General features: G+C 71.5%; 13 protein-coding genes. 3 read left to right on the top strand and 10 right to left on the bottom strand.

The genetic code is table 11. The features are described 5' to 3' along the window. Positions 1–6 precede the first annotated feature (6 nt). From P3T37_RS14755 to P3T37_RS14790, 8 genes are all read right to left on the bottom strand, one after another. Positions 7–1,176, bottom strand: coding sequence for a globin domain-containing protein (locus tag P3T37_RS14755; protein WP_280724062.1), 1,170 nt, complete (start codon positions 1,174–1,176; stop codon positions 7–9). 398 nt (positions 1,177–1,574) lie between these two features. Next, a complete protein-coding gene (locus P3T37_RS14760) occupies positions 1,575–2,501 on the bottom strand; it encodes a hypothetical protein (protein WP_280724063.1) in 927 nt (308 codons plus the stop codon). Beyond that, complete coding sequence (locus tag P3T37_RS14765) at positions 2,498–3,154, bottom strand: RNA polymerase sigma factor (protein ID WP_280724168.1); 657 nt, start codon at positions 3,152–3,154, stop codon at positions 2,498–2,500. Before P3T37_RS14765 ends, P3T37_RS14760 begins: the two co-directional genes overlap by 4 nt. A 197-nt stretch (positions 3,155–3,351) precedes the next feature. Then, positions 3,352–4,545: an XdhC family protein gene (locus tag P3T37_RS14770; protein WP_280724064.1), complete on the bottom strand. Its 1,194-nt coding sequence runs from the start codon at positions 4,543–4,545 to the stop codon at positions 3,352–3,354. A gap of 92 nt (positions 4,546–4,637) precedes the next feature. Beyond that, entirely contained in the window at positions 4,638–6,128 is a 1,491-nt protein-coding gene (locus P3T37_RS14775; protein ID WP_280724065.1) for an NCS2 family permease, read from the bottom strand. 252 nt (positions 6,129–6,380) lie between these two features. Further along, positions 6,381–8,741: a xanthine dehydrogenase subunit D gene (gene pucD / locus P3T37_RS14780; RefSeq protein ID WP_280724066.1), complete on the bottom strand. Its 2,361-nt coding sequence runs from the start codon at positions 8,739–8,741 to the stop codon at positions 6,381–6,383. Continuing rightward, entirely contained in the window at positions 8,738–9,226 is a 489-nt protein-coding gene (locus tag P3T37_RS14785; RefSeq protein WP_280724067.1) for a 2Fe-2S iron-sulfur cluster-binding protein, read from the bottom strand. The genes pucD and P3T37_RS14785 overlap by 4 nt, the downstream gene beginning before the upstream one ends. Continuing rightward, on the bottom strand, positions 9,223–10,113 hold the full coding sequence (locus P3T37_RS14790) for an FAD binding domain-containing protein (RefSeq protein WP_280724068.1): 891 nt from the start codon (positions 10,111–10,113) through the stop codon (positions 9,223–9,225). The genes P3T37_RS14785 and P3T37_RS14790 overlap by 4 nt, the downstream gene beginning before the upstream one ends. Positions 10,114–10,565: 452 nt before the next feature. On the opposite strand from P3T37_RS14790, the gene P3T37_RS14795 reads away from it, so the two are divergent. Continuing rightward, positions 10,566–12,158 (top strand): PucR family transcriptional regulator, encoded by a 1,593-nt coding sequence (locus P3T37_RS14795; RefSeq protein WP_280724069.1) that lies wholly within the window; start codon positions 10,566–10,568, stop codon positions 12,156–12,158. 55 nt (positions 12,159–12,213) lie between these two features. Here P3T37_RS14795 and P3T37_RS14800 read toward each other — a convergent pair whose 3' ends face one another. Continuing rightward, positions 12,214–13,341, bottom strand: coding sequence for an alpha/beta hydrolase-fold protein (locus P3T37_RS14800; RefSeq protein ID WP_280724070.1), 1,128 nt, complete (start codon positions 13,339–13,341; stop codon positions 12,214–12,216). 332 nt (positions 13,342–13,673) lie between these two features. Here P3T37_RS14800 and P3T37_RS14805 point away from each other — a divergent pair, with 332 nt between their 5' ends. Then, on the top strand, positions 13,674–14,726 hold the full coding sequence (locus P3T37_RS14805) for an ROK family glucokinase (protein WP_280724169.1): 1,053 nt from the start codon (positions 13,674–13,676) through the stop codon (positions 14,724–14,726). 92 nt (positions 14,727–14,818) lie between these two features. After that, a complete protein-coding gene (locus tag P3T37_RS14810) occupies positions 14,819–15,622 on the top strand; it encodes an exodeoxyribonuclease III (protein WP_280724071.1) in 804 nt (267 codons plus the stop codon). Between the two features lie 16 nt (positions 15,623–15,638). On the opposite strand, the gene P3T37_RS14815 is transcribed toward P3T37_RS14810, so the two are convergent. After that, positions 15,639–18,242, bottom strand: coding sequence for a WD40 repeat domain-containing protein (locus tag P3T37_RS14815; protein ID WP_348533242.1), 2,604 nt, complete (start codon positions 18,240–18,242; stop codon positions 15,639–15,641). Between the last annotated feature and the right edge of the window lie 9 nt (positions 18,243–18,251).

Consider the following 18,251-nt stretch of genomic DNA (forward strand, 5'->3'; position numbering starts at 1 on the left):
CGGTGGTCAGACCGGCCCGGGGGAGCGTCGCGGTGGTGCCACGCTGCCGTCGAGCAGGCCGGTGGTGATGTCCAACGCCTCGGGGGTGGTGTTGAGTTCGTAGTGCAGCCGGTCGGCGGGCAGGCCGTCGCGCTGGAACCGCTCGACCATGCTGACCACCATGTCGTCCGGTCCGCTGACGAAGACCTCGTGATCCCTCCAGTGCCCCTGGGCGGGTACGGTCTCCGGCAGCCGGCCCTGGACGCCGGAGTACCCGATCTCCTCGGAGACCACCGGGACCAGTATCAACCGCGGGAAGACGGCGGCGAGTTGGCGCAGACTGGCCAGGTCGTAGAGGTCGCTCTCGCGCCGGACGCCGGCGAACAGGTGCAGCGTGAGCGGGCGGTGGCGCGAGATCATGTCCTCGACCAGCGCCTTGATCGGCGCCAGGCCGGTCCCGCCGGCCACGCAGAGCACCCGCCGGGCCGGCTGCTCCGGCAGCACCAGCGACCCGCGCCCCGGGCCGAGTCGGACCACGTCGCCGACCTGGGTGTGGTGGACCAGCGCGTTGCTCACCCAGCCGGCCGGCACCGCCCGCACGTGCAGGGTCAGCAGGCCGTCGCGGCGCGGGGCGTTGGCGATCGAGTACGGCCGCCAGACCTTCGGCCAGCGCGCGGTCTCCACCGTGGTGTACTGCCCGGCGCGGTAGGGGAAGGGCGCGTCGGGGCGCAGGGTCAGCACGGCGAGGTCGGGGGTGCGCAGTTCGTGTCCGACGACCTCGGCCAGCCAGGAGGCGGGGGTGCGGTCGGCCTCCTCCTCGGCCGCGCCGCTCATCGTCGCGGCTATCTGCCCGTACGCCTGCGTCCAGGCGCTCTCGTGCGCCTCGGTCCAGGCCTCGCCCGCGAACCTGCGCAGCGTGCTCAGCAGGGCGGAGCCGACCGCGTCGTAATGGGCGGGCTCGACACCGTACTTGCGGTGGTCGCGGCCCAGCTGGCGCAGGAAGGAGGTGAGTTCGTCGGGCCGGTCGAGCATCCGGACCGCGCCCGCCAGGGCCTGGAAGAGCCGGTCGCGCTGGATGTCCATCGCGGGTGGGAAGAAGGCGCGGACTTCGGGGTTGTGCAGAAAGAGTGTCGCGTAGAAGTGGGCGGTCAGCTTGTCCCCGGAATCCCGAACCAGGGTGAAGCTCTCACGGATCAAGGTCAGATTGTCAGTCATGTGGTGGCGATTCGTCAGAGCGGGCATCGGGCATCACGGGAATAACTGTCAAGAGCATGACAAGATCTCTCCCAAGTTTGCACAACTTCCGTCTCGGGAGAGGCGGTTAGAACTCTCTGGCACCCTACACGTAGAGCAATCAGGACGTCACGCGACCCCGGTGGCCGGAAATCGCCGAGAAGCAGGTGCGCAGCGGCCTGGGCCCGGTCCGGTCGACCCCAACCGGACCGGGTCCAGGCGCTGCGCCGCGGGGCTGGTGGACCCGGGGGAGTCCACCAGTCCCGCGGCGGCGGCCGCCGACTCATGCACAGTCGGCGCCGCCAGGTTTCCGGACGGACGGCGTGTCCGGGGAGACCGCCATCCGTCCGGAAGTTCGTGGGTCAGCGCGTCGGCCGACCGTCGTCGGTCGCGGCCGACGGGGACTGCGGGCGGTGCCCGGGGTCCGGTTTCTCCCGGGTCGGCCCGGGGCTGCCGGGTCCGTTCGGGTCGGGTCTGGCAGCGCTGGGCGCGGCCGTGCCGGGAGCCTGGGTGGTGCCGGCGTCGGAGCCGGGCCCGTGGTGCTCGGGATCCGCGGTGCGGCTGTCCTTCGTACGGTCGGCGTCGGGCCCGTGCGAGGCGTCGCCGTCGGGCGAAGCCGACCCCGGGACGCCCGGTGCCGGGGTGACGCCGGCGGCCGCCGACAGCTTGGCGCAGAACGCCTGGACCCGGTCCGCACCGCCCGCCGCGCGCACCAGCGGCGCGAACCGCGCTTCCGGGGTGGCAGGCGTTGTACCGCCGCCCGCACCCGACCAGGCCCGGCAGAGCGCCGCCAGCCCGTTGTCCGGCCGCTGAGAGCCGCGTACGAGGCCCTCCGGATGCCCGGAGGCGCTGGTCGTCGCCAGCGGAGCGCCGGGCACGGTGTGCGCGCCGGTCGAACCGCCGGTCGAACCGCCCAGCGCGGCGGGCAGGTTCCCGGTGCCGGCCGCGACGGCGACACCGCCGAGAGCCGTCGCGGTGAGCGCGGCTGCGGCGATCTTCGTGCTCAGGAAGCGCGCGGGTGCGCAACCGGCCATCGATCGTCTCCGGAACTTGGAAGCGGTGGACTGAGGGGCAGAGGCAGTGGACTGGGCGGGCATGAGCTGGGCAGCCTCCCGGAACGCGGCCACGGCGGCCTCCTCGCCGGCCAGTTCGCGCGCGGTGCCGGGGGAGGCAGCGGCGGCGAGCAGGTCGTAGAGGGCGCCGGGACCGCCCTGTCTGCCGTCCGCGGCACCGCTGAGCAGCTGCTCGGCGAGGTCTCGGTCGATCCGACGGGATCGGTTGGTGCTCATCTCATGTCCTTCAGCGTCGTCGCTCTGGTTTGTGTCACACCTTCGGGAGAACTTTTTTTCGGAAGTCCCACGGACGTTCGTGGCGCGGGTGCCACCGGCGGCGAACCGGTGGATTCCAGCAGCGCGGCGAGCTTGCGCAGGCCGCGGTGAGCAGCCATCCGGACGCTGCCGGCCCGCTTGCCCAGCACCCGCGCCGCGCTCTCGGCGTCCAGCTGCATGACGACCCGCAGCAGGACGGCCTCGGCCTGGTCCCGGGGCAGGCCGGCGATCAGCGCCAGCGCCTGCCGGGTGCCGTCGGCGGCCAGCACGGCACCCTCGGTGTCGTCGGGTGCCGGGAGCTCGGTGAGGTACTCGACCGGCAGGTCGGCGACGGGTCTGCGCCGTCGCGCCCGCAGGTGGTCCATCGCCCGGTTGCGCGCGATGGTGGCGGCCCAGCCGCGGAACCCGTCGGCGTCGCCGTGGAAGGTGTGCAGGTCCCTGGCGATCTGCAGCCAGGCCTCGGAGGCGATGTCCTCGGCGTCCGCGCCGTCGCCGCCGACCAGGACCCGCAGGTAGCGCAGCAGCGCGGGTTGGACGGTGCGGAAGAGCAGCCGGAAGCCGTCCTCGTCGCCTCTCTGCGCGGCGCGGACGGCCTCCGACAGGTCGGGTATCAGGGGCGGTGAGGGGTGGTCGGCGTCGTCGTCGTCGCCGAACTGGTCTGCGTTAAGCACCGAGCCATCATCCGACATCGGCCGGTGACGGTTCGACCGCAGGTCGGCCCTTGAAACGTGAACACCTGAAATGTGGACACGGCGAAGCACCCGAGCCCGCCGGTCGATGCCGGCGGGCTCAGGTGCGTCGAGGTGTTGACTCAGGCCGCGTGCCGCGGGGCCTTCTGCTCGTCCGCGCGCTCCAGGTCGTGGTGGATCGGGCCCTGGCCGGCCGACAGCGGCAGGCAGCCGCCGCCGCGCCGGCTGGCGACGATCTCGGCCGCCACCGCGACGGCGGTCTCCTCGGGTGTCCTGGCCCCCAGGTCGAGGCCGATCGGGGAGCGCAGCCGGGCGATCTCGGCGTCCGTCAGGCCGACCTCGCGCAGCCGGGCGTTGCGCTCCAGGTGGGTCCGGCGCGAGCCCATCGCGCCGACGAAGCCGACCGGCAGCCGCAGCGCGCGCTCCAGCAGTGGGATGTCGAACTTGGCGTCGTGGGTGAGCACGCAGAGCACGGTCCGGCCGTCGAGCGCGGACCTGGCGTCGGCCGAGGCGAGTTGGGCGTCCAGGTAGCGGTGCGGCCAGTCCACCACGACCTCGTCGGCGTCCGGGAAGCGGCGCTCGGTGGCGAAGACCGGACGGGCGTCGCAGACCGTCACGCGGTAGCCGAGGAACTTGCCGATCCGCACCACGGCCGCGGCGAAGTCGATGGCGCCGAAGACCAGCATCCGCGGCGCGGGCACGTAGGACTCGACGAAGAAGGTCAGGGTGCCCTGGTCGGAAGGGTCGCAGGGGCGACCGTCCAGCGCCAGAGTGATCTTGCCGGTCCGGCCGGCGTCCAGCATGGCCCGCGCCTCGGCGACGGCCGAGCGCTCCAGCGCACCGGTCGTGGAGGGCGCGGGGGAGAGCGAGCCGTGGTGGGCGTCGGCGGTCACGGCCACCGTGGCGCCGAGCAGCCCGGCCGGGCCCTCGATCACCCGGGCCAGTGCCACCGGGGTGCCCGAGGCGATGTAGGTGATGCCGGCGTCGAGCGCGGCGTCCGCGCCCGGCACGATCGGCTGGACGAACACGTCCAGGATGCCGCCGCAGGTCAGACCCACCGCGAAGGCGTCCTCGTCGCTGTAGCCGAAGTGCTCCAGGACCGGTTCGCCGGAGGCGATCGCCTCCCGGCACAGCTCGTACACGGCCCCCTCGACGCAGCCGCCGGAGACGCTGCCGATCGCCTCGCCCTCGGCGTCGACGGCCAGTGCCGCGCCCGGGTCGCGCGGCGCGCTGCCCGAGACACCCACCACCGTGGCCACCGCGAAGGAGCGCCCGGAGGCGTGCCAGGCCTGCAACTGATCGGCGATGTCCTGCATGTCCGGGCTCCTGTCAGGGTGTGGAGGGTGAACCGGGGAACGGGCTGTGCCGCTGTGCGGGGCGACGGCCCCGCACAGCGGCGGTCCTACTACTAGTGGACTCCCAGCCACTCCTTGACCGGAGTGAGCGCGAAGTACACGACGAACACGGCGGTCAGGGCCCACATCAGCGGACCCGGCTCGCGCCACTTGCCCTTGCCGGCCTTGATCACAACGTAGGTGATCACGCCGCCCGCCACGCCCGCGGTGATGCTGTAGGTGAACGGCATCAGCACGGCGGTGAGGAAGGCCGGGATGGCGACCTCGCGGTCACTCCAGTCGATGTGCCGCGCCTGGCTCATCATCATCGAGCCGATGACGACGAGGGCGGCGGAGGCGACCTCGACCGGCACGATGCCGGCCAGCGGGGTGAAGAAGAGCATCAGCGAGAACAGACCGCCGGTGACCACCGAGGCGAGACCGGTGCGCGCACCGTCACCCACACCGGTGGCGGACTCGACGAAGACCGTCTGGCCGGACGCCCCGGAGAGGCCGCCGATCACACCGCCGGCGCCGTCGATCAGCAGTGCCTTGCTGAGTCCGGGCATCCGGCCCTGCTTGTCGGCCAGGCCGGCCTCGGTGCCGACGCCGATGATGGTGGCCATCGCGTCGAAGAAGCCGGCCAGCACCAGGGTGAAGACGGCGACCGAGGCGCTGATCGCGCCCATGCCCTTGCCGCTGAAGGCACCGAGGATGTCGACGTGGCCGAAGAGGCCGAAGTTCGGAGTGGCGACGGGGTTGCCCGGCCACTTCGGGACGGAGCTGCTCCAGGTGTGCGCGGGGAGGTTGGCCGCGGCCTGGACGATGAAGGCGAGGACGGTGCCGCCGACGATCCCGATCAGGATCGCGCCGCGGGTGTTGCGGGCGAGCAGCACGAAGATGGCCAGCAGGGTCACGCAGAAGATCAGGACCGGCCAGCCGGTCAGCGCTCCGGCGGGTCCCAGGTCGACCGGCGGCCCGTACGGGTCCGGGCCGTGGTGCACGAAACCGGCCTTCACCAGGCCGATCATCGCGATGAAGAGGCCGATGCCGATGGTGATCGCGTGCTTGATCGGCAGCGGGATGCCGTTCATGATCTTCTCGCGTAGACCGGAGACGACCAGCAGCACGATCAGCAGACCGTAGATCACACAGAGACCGAAGGCCTGCGCCCAGGTGGTGTGCGGGACCACGATCGCCGAGACCGCGCCCGAGACGCTGAGACCGGCGGCCGCGGCCAGCGGCACGTTGCCCACGACGCCGAGCAGGATGGTGGTGACCCCGGCGGCCAGTGCGGTGGCCGTGGTCAGTTGACCGGCGTTCAGGTGGAAGCCGGTCTTGTCGGCGCCGCCGAGCAGGATCGGGTTGAGCAGCAGGATGTAGGCCATCGCCATGAAGGTGGTGAGGCCGCCACGTATTTCGTTGCCGAAGGTCGAACCTCTGGCGGAAATCTTGAAGTACGCATCGAGGGCGTTCTTCGGAGGAGCTGCCGTGGGCGACGTGGGGGTGTCGGCCTCGGCGGGGATCTCTTCAGTGGTGCCTGGCTCCGTGGGGATCCGGGACATGTCCACTCCCAAGGTTCAAAGGGGATTGGGGTGGGCGAGCCGACCATGTCGTCAAGGCAGACGGCGTGGGGGACTTGCTCGGCTCACGAGGTGCACTCTGTAGTGCCTGCGGTGCGGGGTGGAGCGCACCGCTGCAGAGCCCCGGCGTGGGAGAGGCAGCGGGATGGTGCACAGAGAGCTTGCGTGTGTTGGGTGGTGCACCCCCGGGGCGGTGGGGAAGACGGTCACCGCCCCGGGGAGGTGTGTGCGGGACTAGAGCGTCCCGGTGAGGTGCTCCGGCCGGACCGGGATCCGGTTGAGAGCGATGCCGGTGGCCTGGCGGATGGCGGCCACGATGGACGGGGTGGCCGAGACGGTCGGTGCCTCGCCGACGCCGCGCAGCCCGTAGGGGGCGTTCGGGTCGGGAAGCTCCAGGATGTCCACGGGGATCGGCGGGACGTCCAGGATGGTCGGGATCAGGTAGTCGGTGAAGGAGGCGTTGCGGACCTTGCCGTCCTTGACGATGATCTCCTCCATCACCGCCAGCCCGAGCGCCTGGGTGCAGCCGCCCTGGATCTGTCCGACCACCGACAGCGGGTTGAGCGCCTTGCCGACGTCCTGAGCGGCCGTCAGCTCGACGACCTTCACCAGGCCGAGCTCCACGTCCACGTCGACCACCGCGCGGTTGGCGCAGAAGGTGTACTGGACGTGGCCGAAGCCCTGCCCGGTCTCCTTGTCGAACGGGACGGTGGGGCGGTGGTGGTGCTCACGGGTCAGGTCGATCGCGTCGTCGCCCAGCAGGTCGACCATCGAGACCAGCGCGCCGGCGGACTCCGAGACCACCTTGCCGCCGATCAGCGACAGGTCGTTGTGGGTCCAGCCGTAGCGCTTGCGGCCCTTCTCGATCAGCGCCTGCGCGACGGCCTCCGCGGCGTACTTGACCGCGCCGCCCGTCATGTAGGTCTGCCGCGAGGCGGAGGTCGAACCCGCCGAGCCGACCTCGGTGTTGGCCGGGTGGATGGTGACCTGCTCGACGCCCAGCTCGGTGCGGGCGATCTGGGCGTGCACGGTGATGCCGCCCTGGCCGACCTCGGCCATCGCGGTGTGCACCATGGCGACCGGCTCGCCGCCGATGACCTCCAGGCGGACCCGGGCGGTGGAGTAGTCGTCGAAGCCCTCGGAGAAGCCGACGTTCTTGATGCCGACCGAGTAGCCGATGCCACGCACGACACCCTCGCCGTGCGTGGTGTTGGACAGCGCGCCGGGCAGCGTGCGGACGTCCAGGTTGGTGAGGTCCAGCGGCGGCGGGAGCGGCATGTCCTTGACGCGCTGCAGGAGTTCGGCGACCGGGGCCGGCGAGTCGATCATCTGGCCGGTGGGCATGTAGTCGCCCTCCGACATCGCGTTCAGCTGACGCAGCTCCACCGGGTCCATGTCGAGCGCGACGGCGAGCTTGTCCATCTGCGTCTCGTAGCCGAAGCAGGCCTGGACGGCGCCGAAGCCGCGCATCGCGCCGCAGGACGGGTTGTTGCTGTACAGCGCGATCGCGTCCATCCGCACGTTCGGGATGACGTACGGGCCGTGGCCCAGCGAGGCGGCGTTGCCGACCACCGCGGGGGAGGCGGAGGCGTAGGCGCCGCCGTCCAGCACGATCCGGGCGTCCGCGTAGACGAGCTTGCCGTCGCGGGTGGCGCCGTGCTCGTAGTACATCTTGGCCGGGTGGCGGTGCACGTGGCCGAAGAAGGACTCGTCACGGGCGTAGACGATCTTGACCGGCTTGCCGGTGCGCTGCGCCAGCAGGCAGGCGTGGATCTGCATCGACAGGTCCTCGCGGCCGCCGAAGGCGCCGCCGACACCCGCGAGGGTCAGCCGGAGCTTCTCCTCCGGGATGCCGAGCACGGGGGCGATCTGCTGGCGGTCCACGTGCAGCCACTGGGTGGCGACGTAGAGGTCCATGCCGCCGTCCTCGGACGGCACGGCCAGGCCGGACTCCGGGCCGAGGAAGGCCTGGTCCTGCATGCCGACCTCGTACTCGCCCTTGACGATGACGTCGGCCATCGCGCGGACCTCGTCGGTCACGCCCAGGCCCGAGACCAGCTTCTGGCTGTGGCAGATGTTGCCGTGGCCGTGCGACTTGAACTCGTGCGGCTCGTGGACGTAGCCGTACACCTCGGGGTTGAGGCACTGCTCCTCGGTGACGATCGGGGTGAGCACCTCGTACTCGACCTTGATCTTCTTCACCGCGCGGCGGGCCGTCTCCGGGTGGTCGGCGGCCACGATGGCGATCGCCTCACCGTGGTAGCGGACCTTGTCCTTGGCCAGCGCCGGCTGGTCCTGGATCTCCAGGCCGTAGAACTTGGCGCCCGGGATGTCGTCGTGGGTCAGTACCGCGTAGACACCGGGGGTCTTGACGGCCTCGGAGATGTCGACGCTGAGGATGTTGGCCCGCGGGTGCGGCGAGCGCAGCGCCATGCCCCAGAGCATGTCCTCGTGCCACAGGTCGGAGGAGTACGCGAACTCGCCCTTGACCTTCAGCGTGCCGTCCGGACGCAGCGGCGAGCCGCCGATGCCGTCCGGGCTGCCGGTGCGGATGTCCTGCAGGTTCTTCTGACCCTGGATGGTACGAGTGCTCATTCGGAGGTCCCCACCTTCTGGCACTTGCGGGCGGAGGCGAGCCGCACCGCGTCCATGATCTTCTCGTAGCCGGTGCAGCGGCACAGGTTGCCGCTGAGCGCCTCACGGATGTCCGTGTCGCTCGGCTGCGGCTCGCGCTCCAGCAGGTCGTGGGTCTGCACCAGCAGGCCCGGGGTGCAGAAGCCGCACTGGACGGCGCCGGCGTCGATGAAGGCCTGCTGGACGGGGTCCAGGCCGGTCTCCTCGTTGGCCAGGCCCTCGACGGTGCGGACCTCGCGGTCCTGCACCTGGCCGGCCGCGACCAGACAGGAGCAGACCGGCACACCGTCCAGGTAGACCGTGCAGGAGCCGCACTCGCCCTGCTCGCAGGCGTTCTTGGAGCCCGGCAGGCCCACCCGCTCGCGCAGGACGTAGAGCAGGCTCTCGCCCTCCCACACGTCGTCCGCCTCGACGGGCTTGCCGTTGGCGGTGAAAGTGACCCTCATGCCGCGCTCCTGATCTGCTTGCTGTAGTCGTTCCACGTCCAGGTCAGGGTGCGCCGCGCCATCACGGCCAGCGAGTGCCGGCGGTAGTCGGCGGTGCCACGGACGTCGTCGATGGGGGAGGCCGCGGCCTTCACCAGCTCACCGAACTGCTGGATCACCTCGGCGCCCAGCAGGTCGCCGGACTCCCACAGACCGCGCTCGGCGAGCACACCCTGCAGGAACTCCTCGGCGGCCACGGCCCGGCGCGGCGTCGGGGCGGCGGAGCCGATCCCGGTGCCGACGGTGCCGTTCTTGGGGTGCAGCGCGAAGCCGAAGGCGCAGACCGCGATGACCATCGCGTTGCGGGTGCCGATCTTCGAGAACTGCTGGGGGCCGTCGGCCACCGGGATGTGGACGCGCAGGATCAGCTCATCCTTCTCCATGGAGTTGCGCTTCACGCCGACGTAGAAGTCGTCGATGGCGATCATCCGGGTGCCGCGCGCCGCCGAGGCGACCTCGACGAAGACGTCCCGGCCGGCCGCCAGCAGCGCGGGGTGCGCGTCGCCGGCGGGGGAGGCCCCGCCCAGGTTGCCGCCGACGCCGCCGCGGTTGCGGATCTGCGGGGATCCGACGGTGTGGGCCGCGAGGGCCAGACCCGGCAGGGGCTCGGACAGCTCGTTGATGATCCGGGCGTACGGCACCGAGGCGCCGAGTCTCACCACGCCGTCAGTGATCTCCCACTGACGCAGCTCGGTGATGCGGTTCAGGTCGAGAATCGCGGATGGCCGGTGCACGTCGAAGTTCATCTCGACCATCACGTCCGTACCACCGGAGATCGGCAGCGCGGTCGGGAACTCAGCCTTCGCCGCGAGCGCCTCGTCCCACGTAGCGGGCCGCAGGAACTCCATGCGGGTGTCTCCTCAAGTCGTCGTTGTCGCCGGAACCCTGCGGGGCGTCGCCCAGTCGGGGGCATCTGCGCGAGATTCCAAACCTTCGGTGTTCGGACTCTGCACCCAAGCGTTGCTCCGGCGTTGTGTCCTGGTCACCGGGGTGTGTCCGGCGGCGTAGTGGCCAGTGAACCGCTGCGGGCCCACCCGAAGGCAGTCACCGATGGCATGAAGCCCTTGCCTCGCTGTCGCCCGGCATCCTGTACGTTCCTCTAAGGGAGACGAAACCCCTGTTGAGCGGTTTTCCAGCCGCCCCATACGACCGTAATCCGGCCGTGACGACGAAGCTACGGCGCTGTGACCCGGCGGAGTGCTGATACGTAACACCTACTGCTCGAACTCGGGCACACTGTGAGCCCCCTCACCTGCCCTTCCTTCCCCAACCGCCCCCTGTTCAGACAAGGAGTCTGCGGATGCGCGTCCGTGACCTGCTCGCCCCCGGAGCCCCGAGACTGCGGCTGCTCGCCGCCGAGGACGAGCTCGACCGACAGGTCAGCGGTGTCATGACCACGGACCTCCACGACCCGGGCCGCTACCTGCACGGGGGCGAGCTGGTGCTGACCGGGATGCTCTGGCGGACGGTGCCGGAGGACTCCGAGCGCTTCGTGCGGACCCTGGCGGCCGGTGGGGCGGTCGCGCTGGCGGCCGGCGAGGCCGAGGTCGGCCCGATCCCCGAGGATCTCGTCGACGCCTGTCGACGCCACCGGATGCCCCTGCTCGCGGTGCCCGACGACGTCGCCTTCAGCTCGCTCACCGAGTTCATCGGCCGGCAGGTCTCCGCCGACCGGGCCGCCGACCTGGCGGCCCTGGTGGACCGCCACCGGCTGCTGGTCTCGGCGGCCGGCGGCGGCGGACTGGACGCCGTCCTGGACCTGCTCGGCGGCGACCTCGACCTCGACTGCTGGGTGCTCACGCCGACCGCCCGGGTGGTCGCCGGACCCGCCGACCACCTCTCCGCCGAGTCCCGCGACCAGCTGGTCCGCGCCCACCTCGCCGCCCAGCGCCAGCGCCGCCGCCCGCCGCACCGCGCCCGGCTGGCCGACGGCGCGTACTCGCTGCTGCCCGCCGCCGCCGACCCCGAGCACGAGGCCCCGCTGGCCGACTGGGTGCTGGTGGTGGCCGGCGACGTCACCGAGTGGACCGGCAAGCGCCAGCAGCTGGCCGAGAACCTGGCCCGGCTGGTCGCCGCCGAGCGCACCCGCCGCGACGAGGGCCGCCGGCTGCGCCGCCGACTCGCCGACGAGGTGCTGACCCTGCTTCAGCGCGACGCCGACCCGGCCGAGATCAGCCGCACGCTCTACGCCTCGTCAGCGATGGCGGCCCGGTACGAGGGCGCGGAGCCCAGGCCCCAGGAGCCGGAGGGCTCCTGGCTGGTTCTCAGCGCCGAGGGCACGGGTCTGCCGGACGGCGCCGTCCGCACGATCCTGGAGGAAGCTCTGACCGACACCTCGGACCGCGCGCTGGTCGCCGGCGCGGGCACCGGAGCGGTGATCGTGCTGCCCGCGCCGGACGCCGCCGTCCCCGCCGACGCGCTGCGCGAGCTGCTGGCGCCGCTGGAGGCCGGGCTCGGTTCGGAGGGCCGGATCACCCTGGGCGTCTCGGCTCCGGCGCTGGAGGCCGGCGGTCTGCGCGGCGCGCTGGAGGAGGCCCGGCACGCCCGCCGGATCGCCGCCGCCCGGGTCGGCCGGGTCTGCGTCGCCGGTCCCGAGGAGCTCGCCTCGCACGTGCTGCTGCTGGCGGCCGTGCCGGACGAGGTGCGCCGGGCCTTCCGCAGCCGGCTGCTGGACCGGGTGATCGCGTACGACATCGAGCACCAGGCCGACCTGGTCCGCACCCTGGAGGCGTTCCTGCGCTCGGACGGCTCCTGGACGCGCTGCGCGGCCCAGCTGCACGTGCACGTCAACACGCTGCGGTACCGGATCGGGCGGATCGAGGAGTTGACCGGGCGCGACCTCTCCCGCCTGGAGGACCGGGTGGACTTCTACCTGGCACTCGAACTGGCCTGACAGACCGAAGCCCCGGATGGCGGCCTGCCATCCGGGGCTTCTGGACGTGTACGGGTCAGTGCTGGACCGGGATGATCCCCGTCAGCCACTTGAAGATCACGGGCACCTGCGGCCCCCAGACATCGCGGTCGTGCCCGGCGGTGGTCTCCACCACCGTCACCGTGGTCGGCGCCTTGGCGGCCTTGGCCAGCGCCTGCCCCGCCTCGTAGCCGTCGCCCTTGGCGCCGCTCTGGTAGAGCGCGACCTTCGGCGGCTGCGGCGCGTGGGTGAGGACGTACAGCGGGTTGGAGACCTCCTCCAGGTGCGGGTCCTTCGCGGTGAGCGACTTCGACTCGGCGCCCGGGTCGTTGTAGCCGGACATGCTGATCGCCGCGCGGTAGCGGTTCGGGTGCTCCAGGGCCAGCCGGTCGGCGCAGTGGGCGCCCGCCGAGTAGCCGGCCACCGCCCAGCGGTCGGAGGACGGGTCGGCCCGGAAGTTGTCCAGGATCATCTGCGGGACGTCCCGCGACAGCCAGGTGTCGGCGTTGACCCTGCCGGGCACGTCCGCGCAGCCGGTGTCGTGGTTGTCGTCCATCAGCAGGGTGCGCGGCGAGATGAGGATGAACGGCGCCACCTCACCGGACTGCATCAGCGGCTTGAGCTGGTCGGAGACGTGCAGTGTGCCGAACCAGGTCTTGGACGAGCCGGGGAAGCCCGGCAGCAGCTCGACGACCGGGAAGGTCTTGTCCTTGTACGCGGGGTCGTTGTACTGCGGCGGCAGCCAGACCAGCACCTCGCCGTCCACCCCGGACAGCCGGCCCTTCAGGTCGGTGGTCTGCACGTCGCTCGGCACCACCGGGTCGCCGACGCTCTTGAACTGCTGGATCACCTTCGCCTGCTTGGCGTCGCCGCTGGTGCCGCCCTGCCCCAGCGTGGCGTCCGACGGCGGGACCGGCACCGCGCGGATGTGGTTGCTGGTGCCCAGCAGGTCGTCCCAGCTGCCGTAGATCAGGTTCGCGTTGTTCACCATCACGAACACCATGACGATGGCGGTGGCCTGGCAGAACATCAGCATGATCAGCCGGGTCAGGACCTGCACCGGCTTGGGTCCGCCGACTCGTCCCCAGAACAGCAGGGCCACCAGGATGGACGCCGGCACCAGGATGATCGTGAGGATCAGGAAGGGCGTACCTGTCAGTTGCATCAAGTTCTCGTATCCGGGTTGCTGGCCGCCCGGACCCCGCTTGCCCGGCGCGCTGTACAAAGTGATGACGGTCAGGACACGTGAACGGTTCTCGAAGCTGGGAAAAAGCTGGGAGTCCGTCCGCGCGACCGGGGAAGTCCGCCGGGTCACCGCCCTAGTCTGTCATCTGCCTGGGTGTCCCCTGTGCAGGGCCCAGCCGATATTCACGAACGCGCCGTGTGCCCGTTGCCCGGGGAGAATGGCAGCCGTCCGTCCTTCACTTCGCCCTACGAGGAGCCCTCGCCGTCGTGACCAGCCCCAACGGCCGGCCCGGCCAACCCGTCCTGCCCGCCCTGCTCGGCCTCGGCCGGCGCAGCCCCGACCGGCGGCGCACGCTGCCCGCCAGCGTGCTGCGGTTGCCCACGATCGGGGTCGACATCGGCGGCACCAAGGTGATCGCCGGTGTGGTGGACGGCGAAGGGAAGATCACCGAGCAGCTGCGGGCGGAGACCCCGCACAAGAGCAAGAGCCCGCAGGTCGTCGAGGACGTCATCGTCGAGCTGGTGCTGGAGCTCGCCGACCGCCACGACGTGCACGCCGTCGGCATCGGCGCGGCCGGCTGGGTGGACGCCGACCGCTCCCGGGTGCTCTTCGCACCCCACCTGAACTGGCGCAACGAGCCGCTGCGCGAGGCGCTCAGCGAGCGGCTGCGGTTCCCGGTGGTGGTCGAGAACGACGCCAACGCCGCGGCCTGGGCCGAATGGCGGTTCGGCGCGGGCCGCGGCGAGGACCTGCTGGTGATGATCACCCTGGGCACCGGTATCGGCGGCGCGGTGGTCCGGCACGGCTACGTCGACCGCGGCCGCTACGGGCTGGCGGGCGAGTTCGGGCACATGCAGGTGGTGCCGGCCGGCCACCGCTGCCCGTGCGGCAACCGCGGCTGCTGGGAGCAGTACTCCTCCGGCAACGCGCTGGTGCGCGAGGCCCGCGAGCTGGCCGCGGCGGAGTCCCCGGTGGCCCAGCCGCTGCTGGCGATGGCCGGCGGCGACGTCGCGGCGATCACCGGCCCGCTGGTCACCGAGGCCGCGCAGCGCGGCGACCCGATGGCCGTCGAGCTGCTGCACGACATCGGCACCTGGCTGGGCGTCGGGCTGGCCAACCTGGCCGCGGCGCTGGACCCGGGGCGGTTCGTGATCGGCGGCGGCGTCTCGGCGGCCGGGGACCTGCTGCTCGCCCCCGCCCAGGACGCCTTCCGGCGCACCCTGACCGGCCGCGGCTTCCGCCCGGAGGCCCAGCTCACCCGGGCGGCGCTCGGCAACGAGGCGGGCCTGATCGGCGCCGCCGACCTGGCCCGCTCGGTCGCCCGCCGCTTCCGCACGGTCAAGCGCAGCCGGATCGAGCGCTGAGCCCTCTTGTCGGTGGTGCGCGGTAGATTTTCGGACGACGGGTGCCGGTCCGGTGCCCTGTCGTGACCGCGCACCCCGGGAAGGCCCCAGCCGTGACCGTCCGCATCGCCACCTGGAACATCAACTCCGTCACCGCGCGGCTGCCTAAACTCCTGGAGTGGCTGGAGAGCGCCAAGCCCGACGTGCTCTGCCTCCAGGAGCTGAAGTGCGCCACGGACGCCTTCCCCTACGAGGCCGTCCGCGAGCTCGGCTACGAGACCGAGGCGTACGGCACCGGGCGCTGGAACGGCGTGGCGATCCTCTCCAAGCTCGGCTTCGAGGACGTCGTGCGCGATGTCCCCGGCCAGCCCGGCTTCCTGGCCGACGACGCCATGCTGCCCGTGACCGAGCCGCGCGCGATCGCCGCCACCTGCGGCCCGGTCCGGGTCTGGTCGGTCTACGTGCCCAACGGGCGCGAGGTGGGCCACGCGCACTACCGCTACAAGCTGGAGTGGCTGGAGGCGCTGCGGCTGAGCGTGCTGGAGGACGCTGCGGGCAGCCGTCCGTTCGCCGTCCTCGGTGACTTCAACGTCGCGCCGACCGACGAGGACGTCTACGACGTGGCCGTCTTCGAGGGCGCCACCCACGTCACTCCCGCCGAGCGCGCCGAGCTGGCCGCCCTGCGCGAGGCGGGCCTGGCGGACGTCATGCCGCGGGCCCTCAAGTACGACCGCCCCTACACCTTCTGGGACTACCGCGCGCTGGCCTTCCCGAAGAACCGCGGCATGCGGATCGACCTCACCTACGGCAACGCCGCCTTCACGGCGGCCGTCACCGACAGCTACGTGGACCGCGAGGCCCGCAAGGGCAAGGGCACCTCCGACCACGCGCCCGTCGTGGTGGACCTCGCCCTCTGAAGCTACCGGCCTGTTGTCAGCGCTGCGACGGGCACGGGGGTTGGTACGGGATCCCCGGGGCGTACTGGTTCCAGTCGTTCGTGCTGAGGTCGGCGCCGGTGTAGGCGCAGAGCTGGTGGGCCAGTTCGGCTGGGTCGGTGTCGAAGAAACGGACCGAGTCAGGGCCGGCGACGGCGAGTTGGTCGCCGGTGGACGAGAACCGGATGTCCGGCTCGAATCCGCCGGGGGAGATGCTCGCCGTCACGGCGGGGATGGACGGGTTGCGGATGTCCCACAGTTGGACAGTGGCGCTGCCGTCACCCTTGGACGATACGGCCATGACCTTGCCGGTCGGGCTGAAGGCGACGCCGCTGGTGCCGGGCTGGGTGTTGATGGCCGCGACGGACCGTGGTCGTGCTGGGTTGCTGGTGTCCCAGAGAGTCACGGTGTTCTCGGCTTGACCGGTGGCGGCCAGGAGCTTGTTGTCGTCCTCGAAGGTGAGGGTGGATCCGGCTCGGTCGGAGAGTTTGACGGTGCTGGTCGGCCGGCCGGCGGTGAGGCCGTACAGGTAGAGGCTGGTGCCGAAGCCGGTGGTCTCGGTGGTGGCGGCGGCGAGGCCGTTGACACCGGTGAGACTGCCTTTGTTCGCGTCTTTCAGTGGCGAGTCCGCAGTGTGCTGCGGGTGCTGCGGGTCGGAGATGTCCCACCAGGTGACGCCGTCCTGGGTGATGACGCAGGCGGTGCGAGTGTCCACGAGGCCGGCCAGGTCCTGGTCGGGGTCGGGGATGGGGAGCTGGCCCTCTTCGGTGATGGTGTGACCGTCGGTCACGCGCCAGAGCTGGAGGTGGCCGCCGCCTTGTACGGAGACCAGGCTTCCGTCGGAGGAGGAGGTGACTCCCGAGGAGACGATGAGGTTTCCCAGGCCGGTGGGCGCGGTGGGGAAGTCGACCTTGCCGAGGGAGAGGGCGGCCGGGTGCGTCGGGTCGTGGATGTCCCAGAGTTGTACCGCGCCGTCGTGGTCGACGGTCAGCAGGGCGGTTGCGCTGAGGAAGTTGATCATGTTCGGGAAGGTCGCGAGGGTGATGGTGGCGACGGGCTGCTGCGCGCCGGATACGGATCCGGGTACCTTCCACAGTCCCAGCAGTTTTGAGTTGTCGCCCATGGTGCCCGGTGCGGTCGTGTCGACCGGTGCCGCGAGCAGTTTCCCGTCGGGGCTGATCGCCCAGTTGTCCTGGCTTGTCACCTGCAGGCCACCGACCCGTGCCACCGGGTCCCGCCACTGGCGCACCTTCCCGTCGCCTCCGCCGGTCAGGAGCGCGCCGTTCGGTTCGGCGGCCAGGGCCCTGGTGTCGAAGGCGGTGTCGGTACAGGACGGCGAAGGTGAGCTGTCCTGAGTCAGGTTGGAGACGTCCACCTTGCACAGCGCGCTCTTGGAGTCGGTCGTGTCCGAGCCGCCGTAGGAGAGTTGGCGGCCGTCGGGGCTGTACGCCACGCTCATCACGTCGGCCGGGGTCGTGCCGGTGAAGACCTCCACCGGTTTCGAGGTGTCACCGGTCTTCCACAGGTCCACCTTTGCGTCGCCGGCGGCGGCCAGCCAGCTGCCGTCCGGGCTGAAGGCGAGCGACTGGTAGCCGGTGGAGATGGTGGCGGTCGAAACGGGTTTGGCGGGGTCGGTGAGGTCCCAGAGCTGGGTGGCGCCGGCCTGGTTGGTCGTGGCGAGCAGTTTGCTGTTCGGGGCGAAGGCCACCCCTCCGGGCACGGTGTCGTCGCCCGTGCCGGGTAGCACCGGCAGGGCACGTGGGTTCGCTGGATCCTGGATCGACCAGAGCATGCTGAAACCCTGCGCGGTGGCAGCAGCGAGCAGGTTCCCGTCCGGGCTGAAGGCGAACGAGGTGACGGCGACCGTGTCGCTGGGCATGGGGTCCGGCCTGGGCAGCCTGGCCAGGGTGCTGGGGTGCTGCGGATCGGCCAGGGACAGCAGGCAGAAACCGCCCTGGTCCGGGCAGGCCGCGGCGAGTTGCGGCCGTTCGGGTGCCAGGGCGATTGCCTCCGACGCACGCAGGCGCGACGTCGACTGGAGGACCGGATCGGACGGGTCGGCCGTGTTCCAGATCCGCAGGGAGCCGTCCTCGGCGGCGGCCCCGACCAGGGGGCCGCGCGCCTGTGCGACCACGCTGATCACTGGACTTCCGGTCGCGGCGAGGACGCGGTCGAGCTGGGTGCCGAGGACGGTGTAGAGCTGGCTGGCGGCGGCCTGGGTCGGGGAGGTGAGGTAGGCGGCCATCGCGAGTTGGGCGCCCAGCCCCGGATCGCTGGGAGTCACGGAGGCCGAGTCCGCGGCGAGGGTGTTCGCACTGGTGATCGCGCCGTTGCGCGCGGCGTCCCGGTGCTCGCGCTGGGCGTTCGCACCGGCGGCTGTGGCGATGAGCGCGAGGACGCACACGGTGGCGGCCCCCGACCACCAGCCACCCCGGCGACGTCGAAGGCGCCACTTGCCGGCTTTGAGGAAGTCCTGCAGCGCCTCGCTCAGTTCGGCCGTGCGAGCGGGCAGCCACTGTCGGGAGAGCGCGATGGCGGTGCGGGTCGGCAGCAGGTCCGCCGGCTTGCCCCGGTCCTTCCAGCGGTCCCGGTCGTTCTGCATGCTCTCCCG

The organism is Kitasatospora sp. MAA4 (assembly GCF_029893355.1).
GTDB lineage: Bacteria > Actinomycetota > Actinomycetes > Streptomycetales > Streptomycetaceae > Kitasatospora.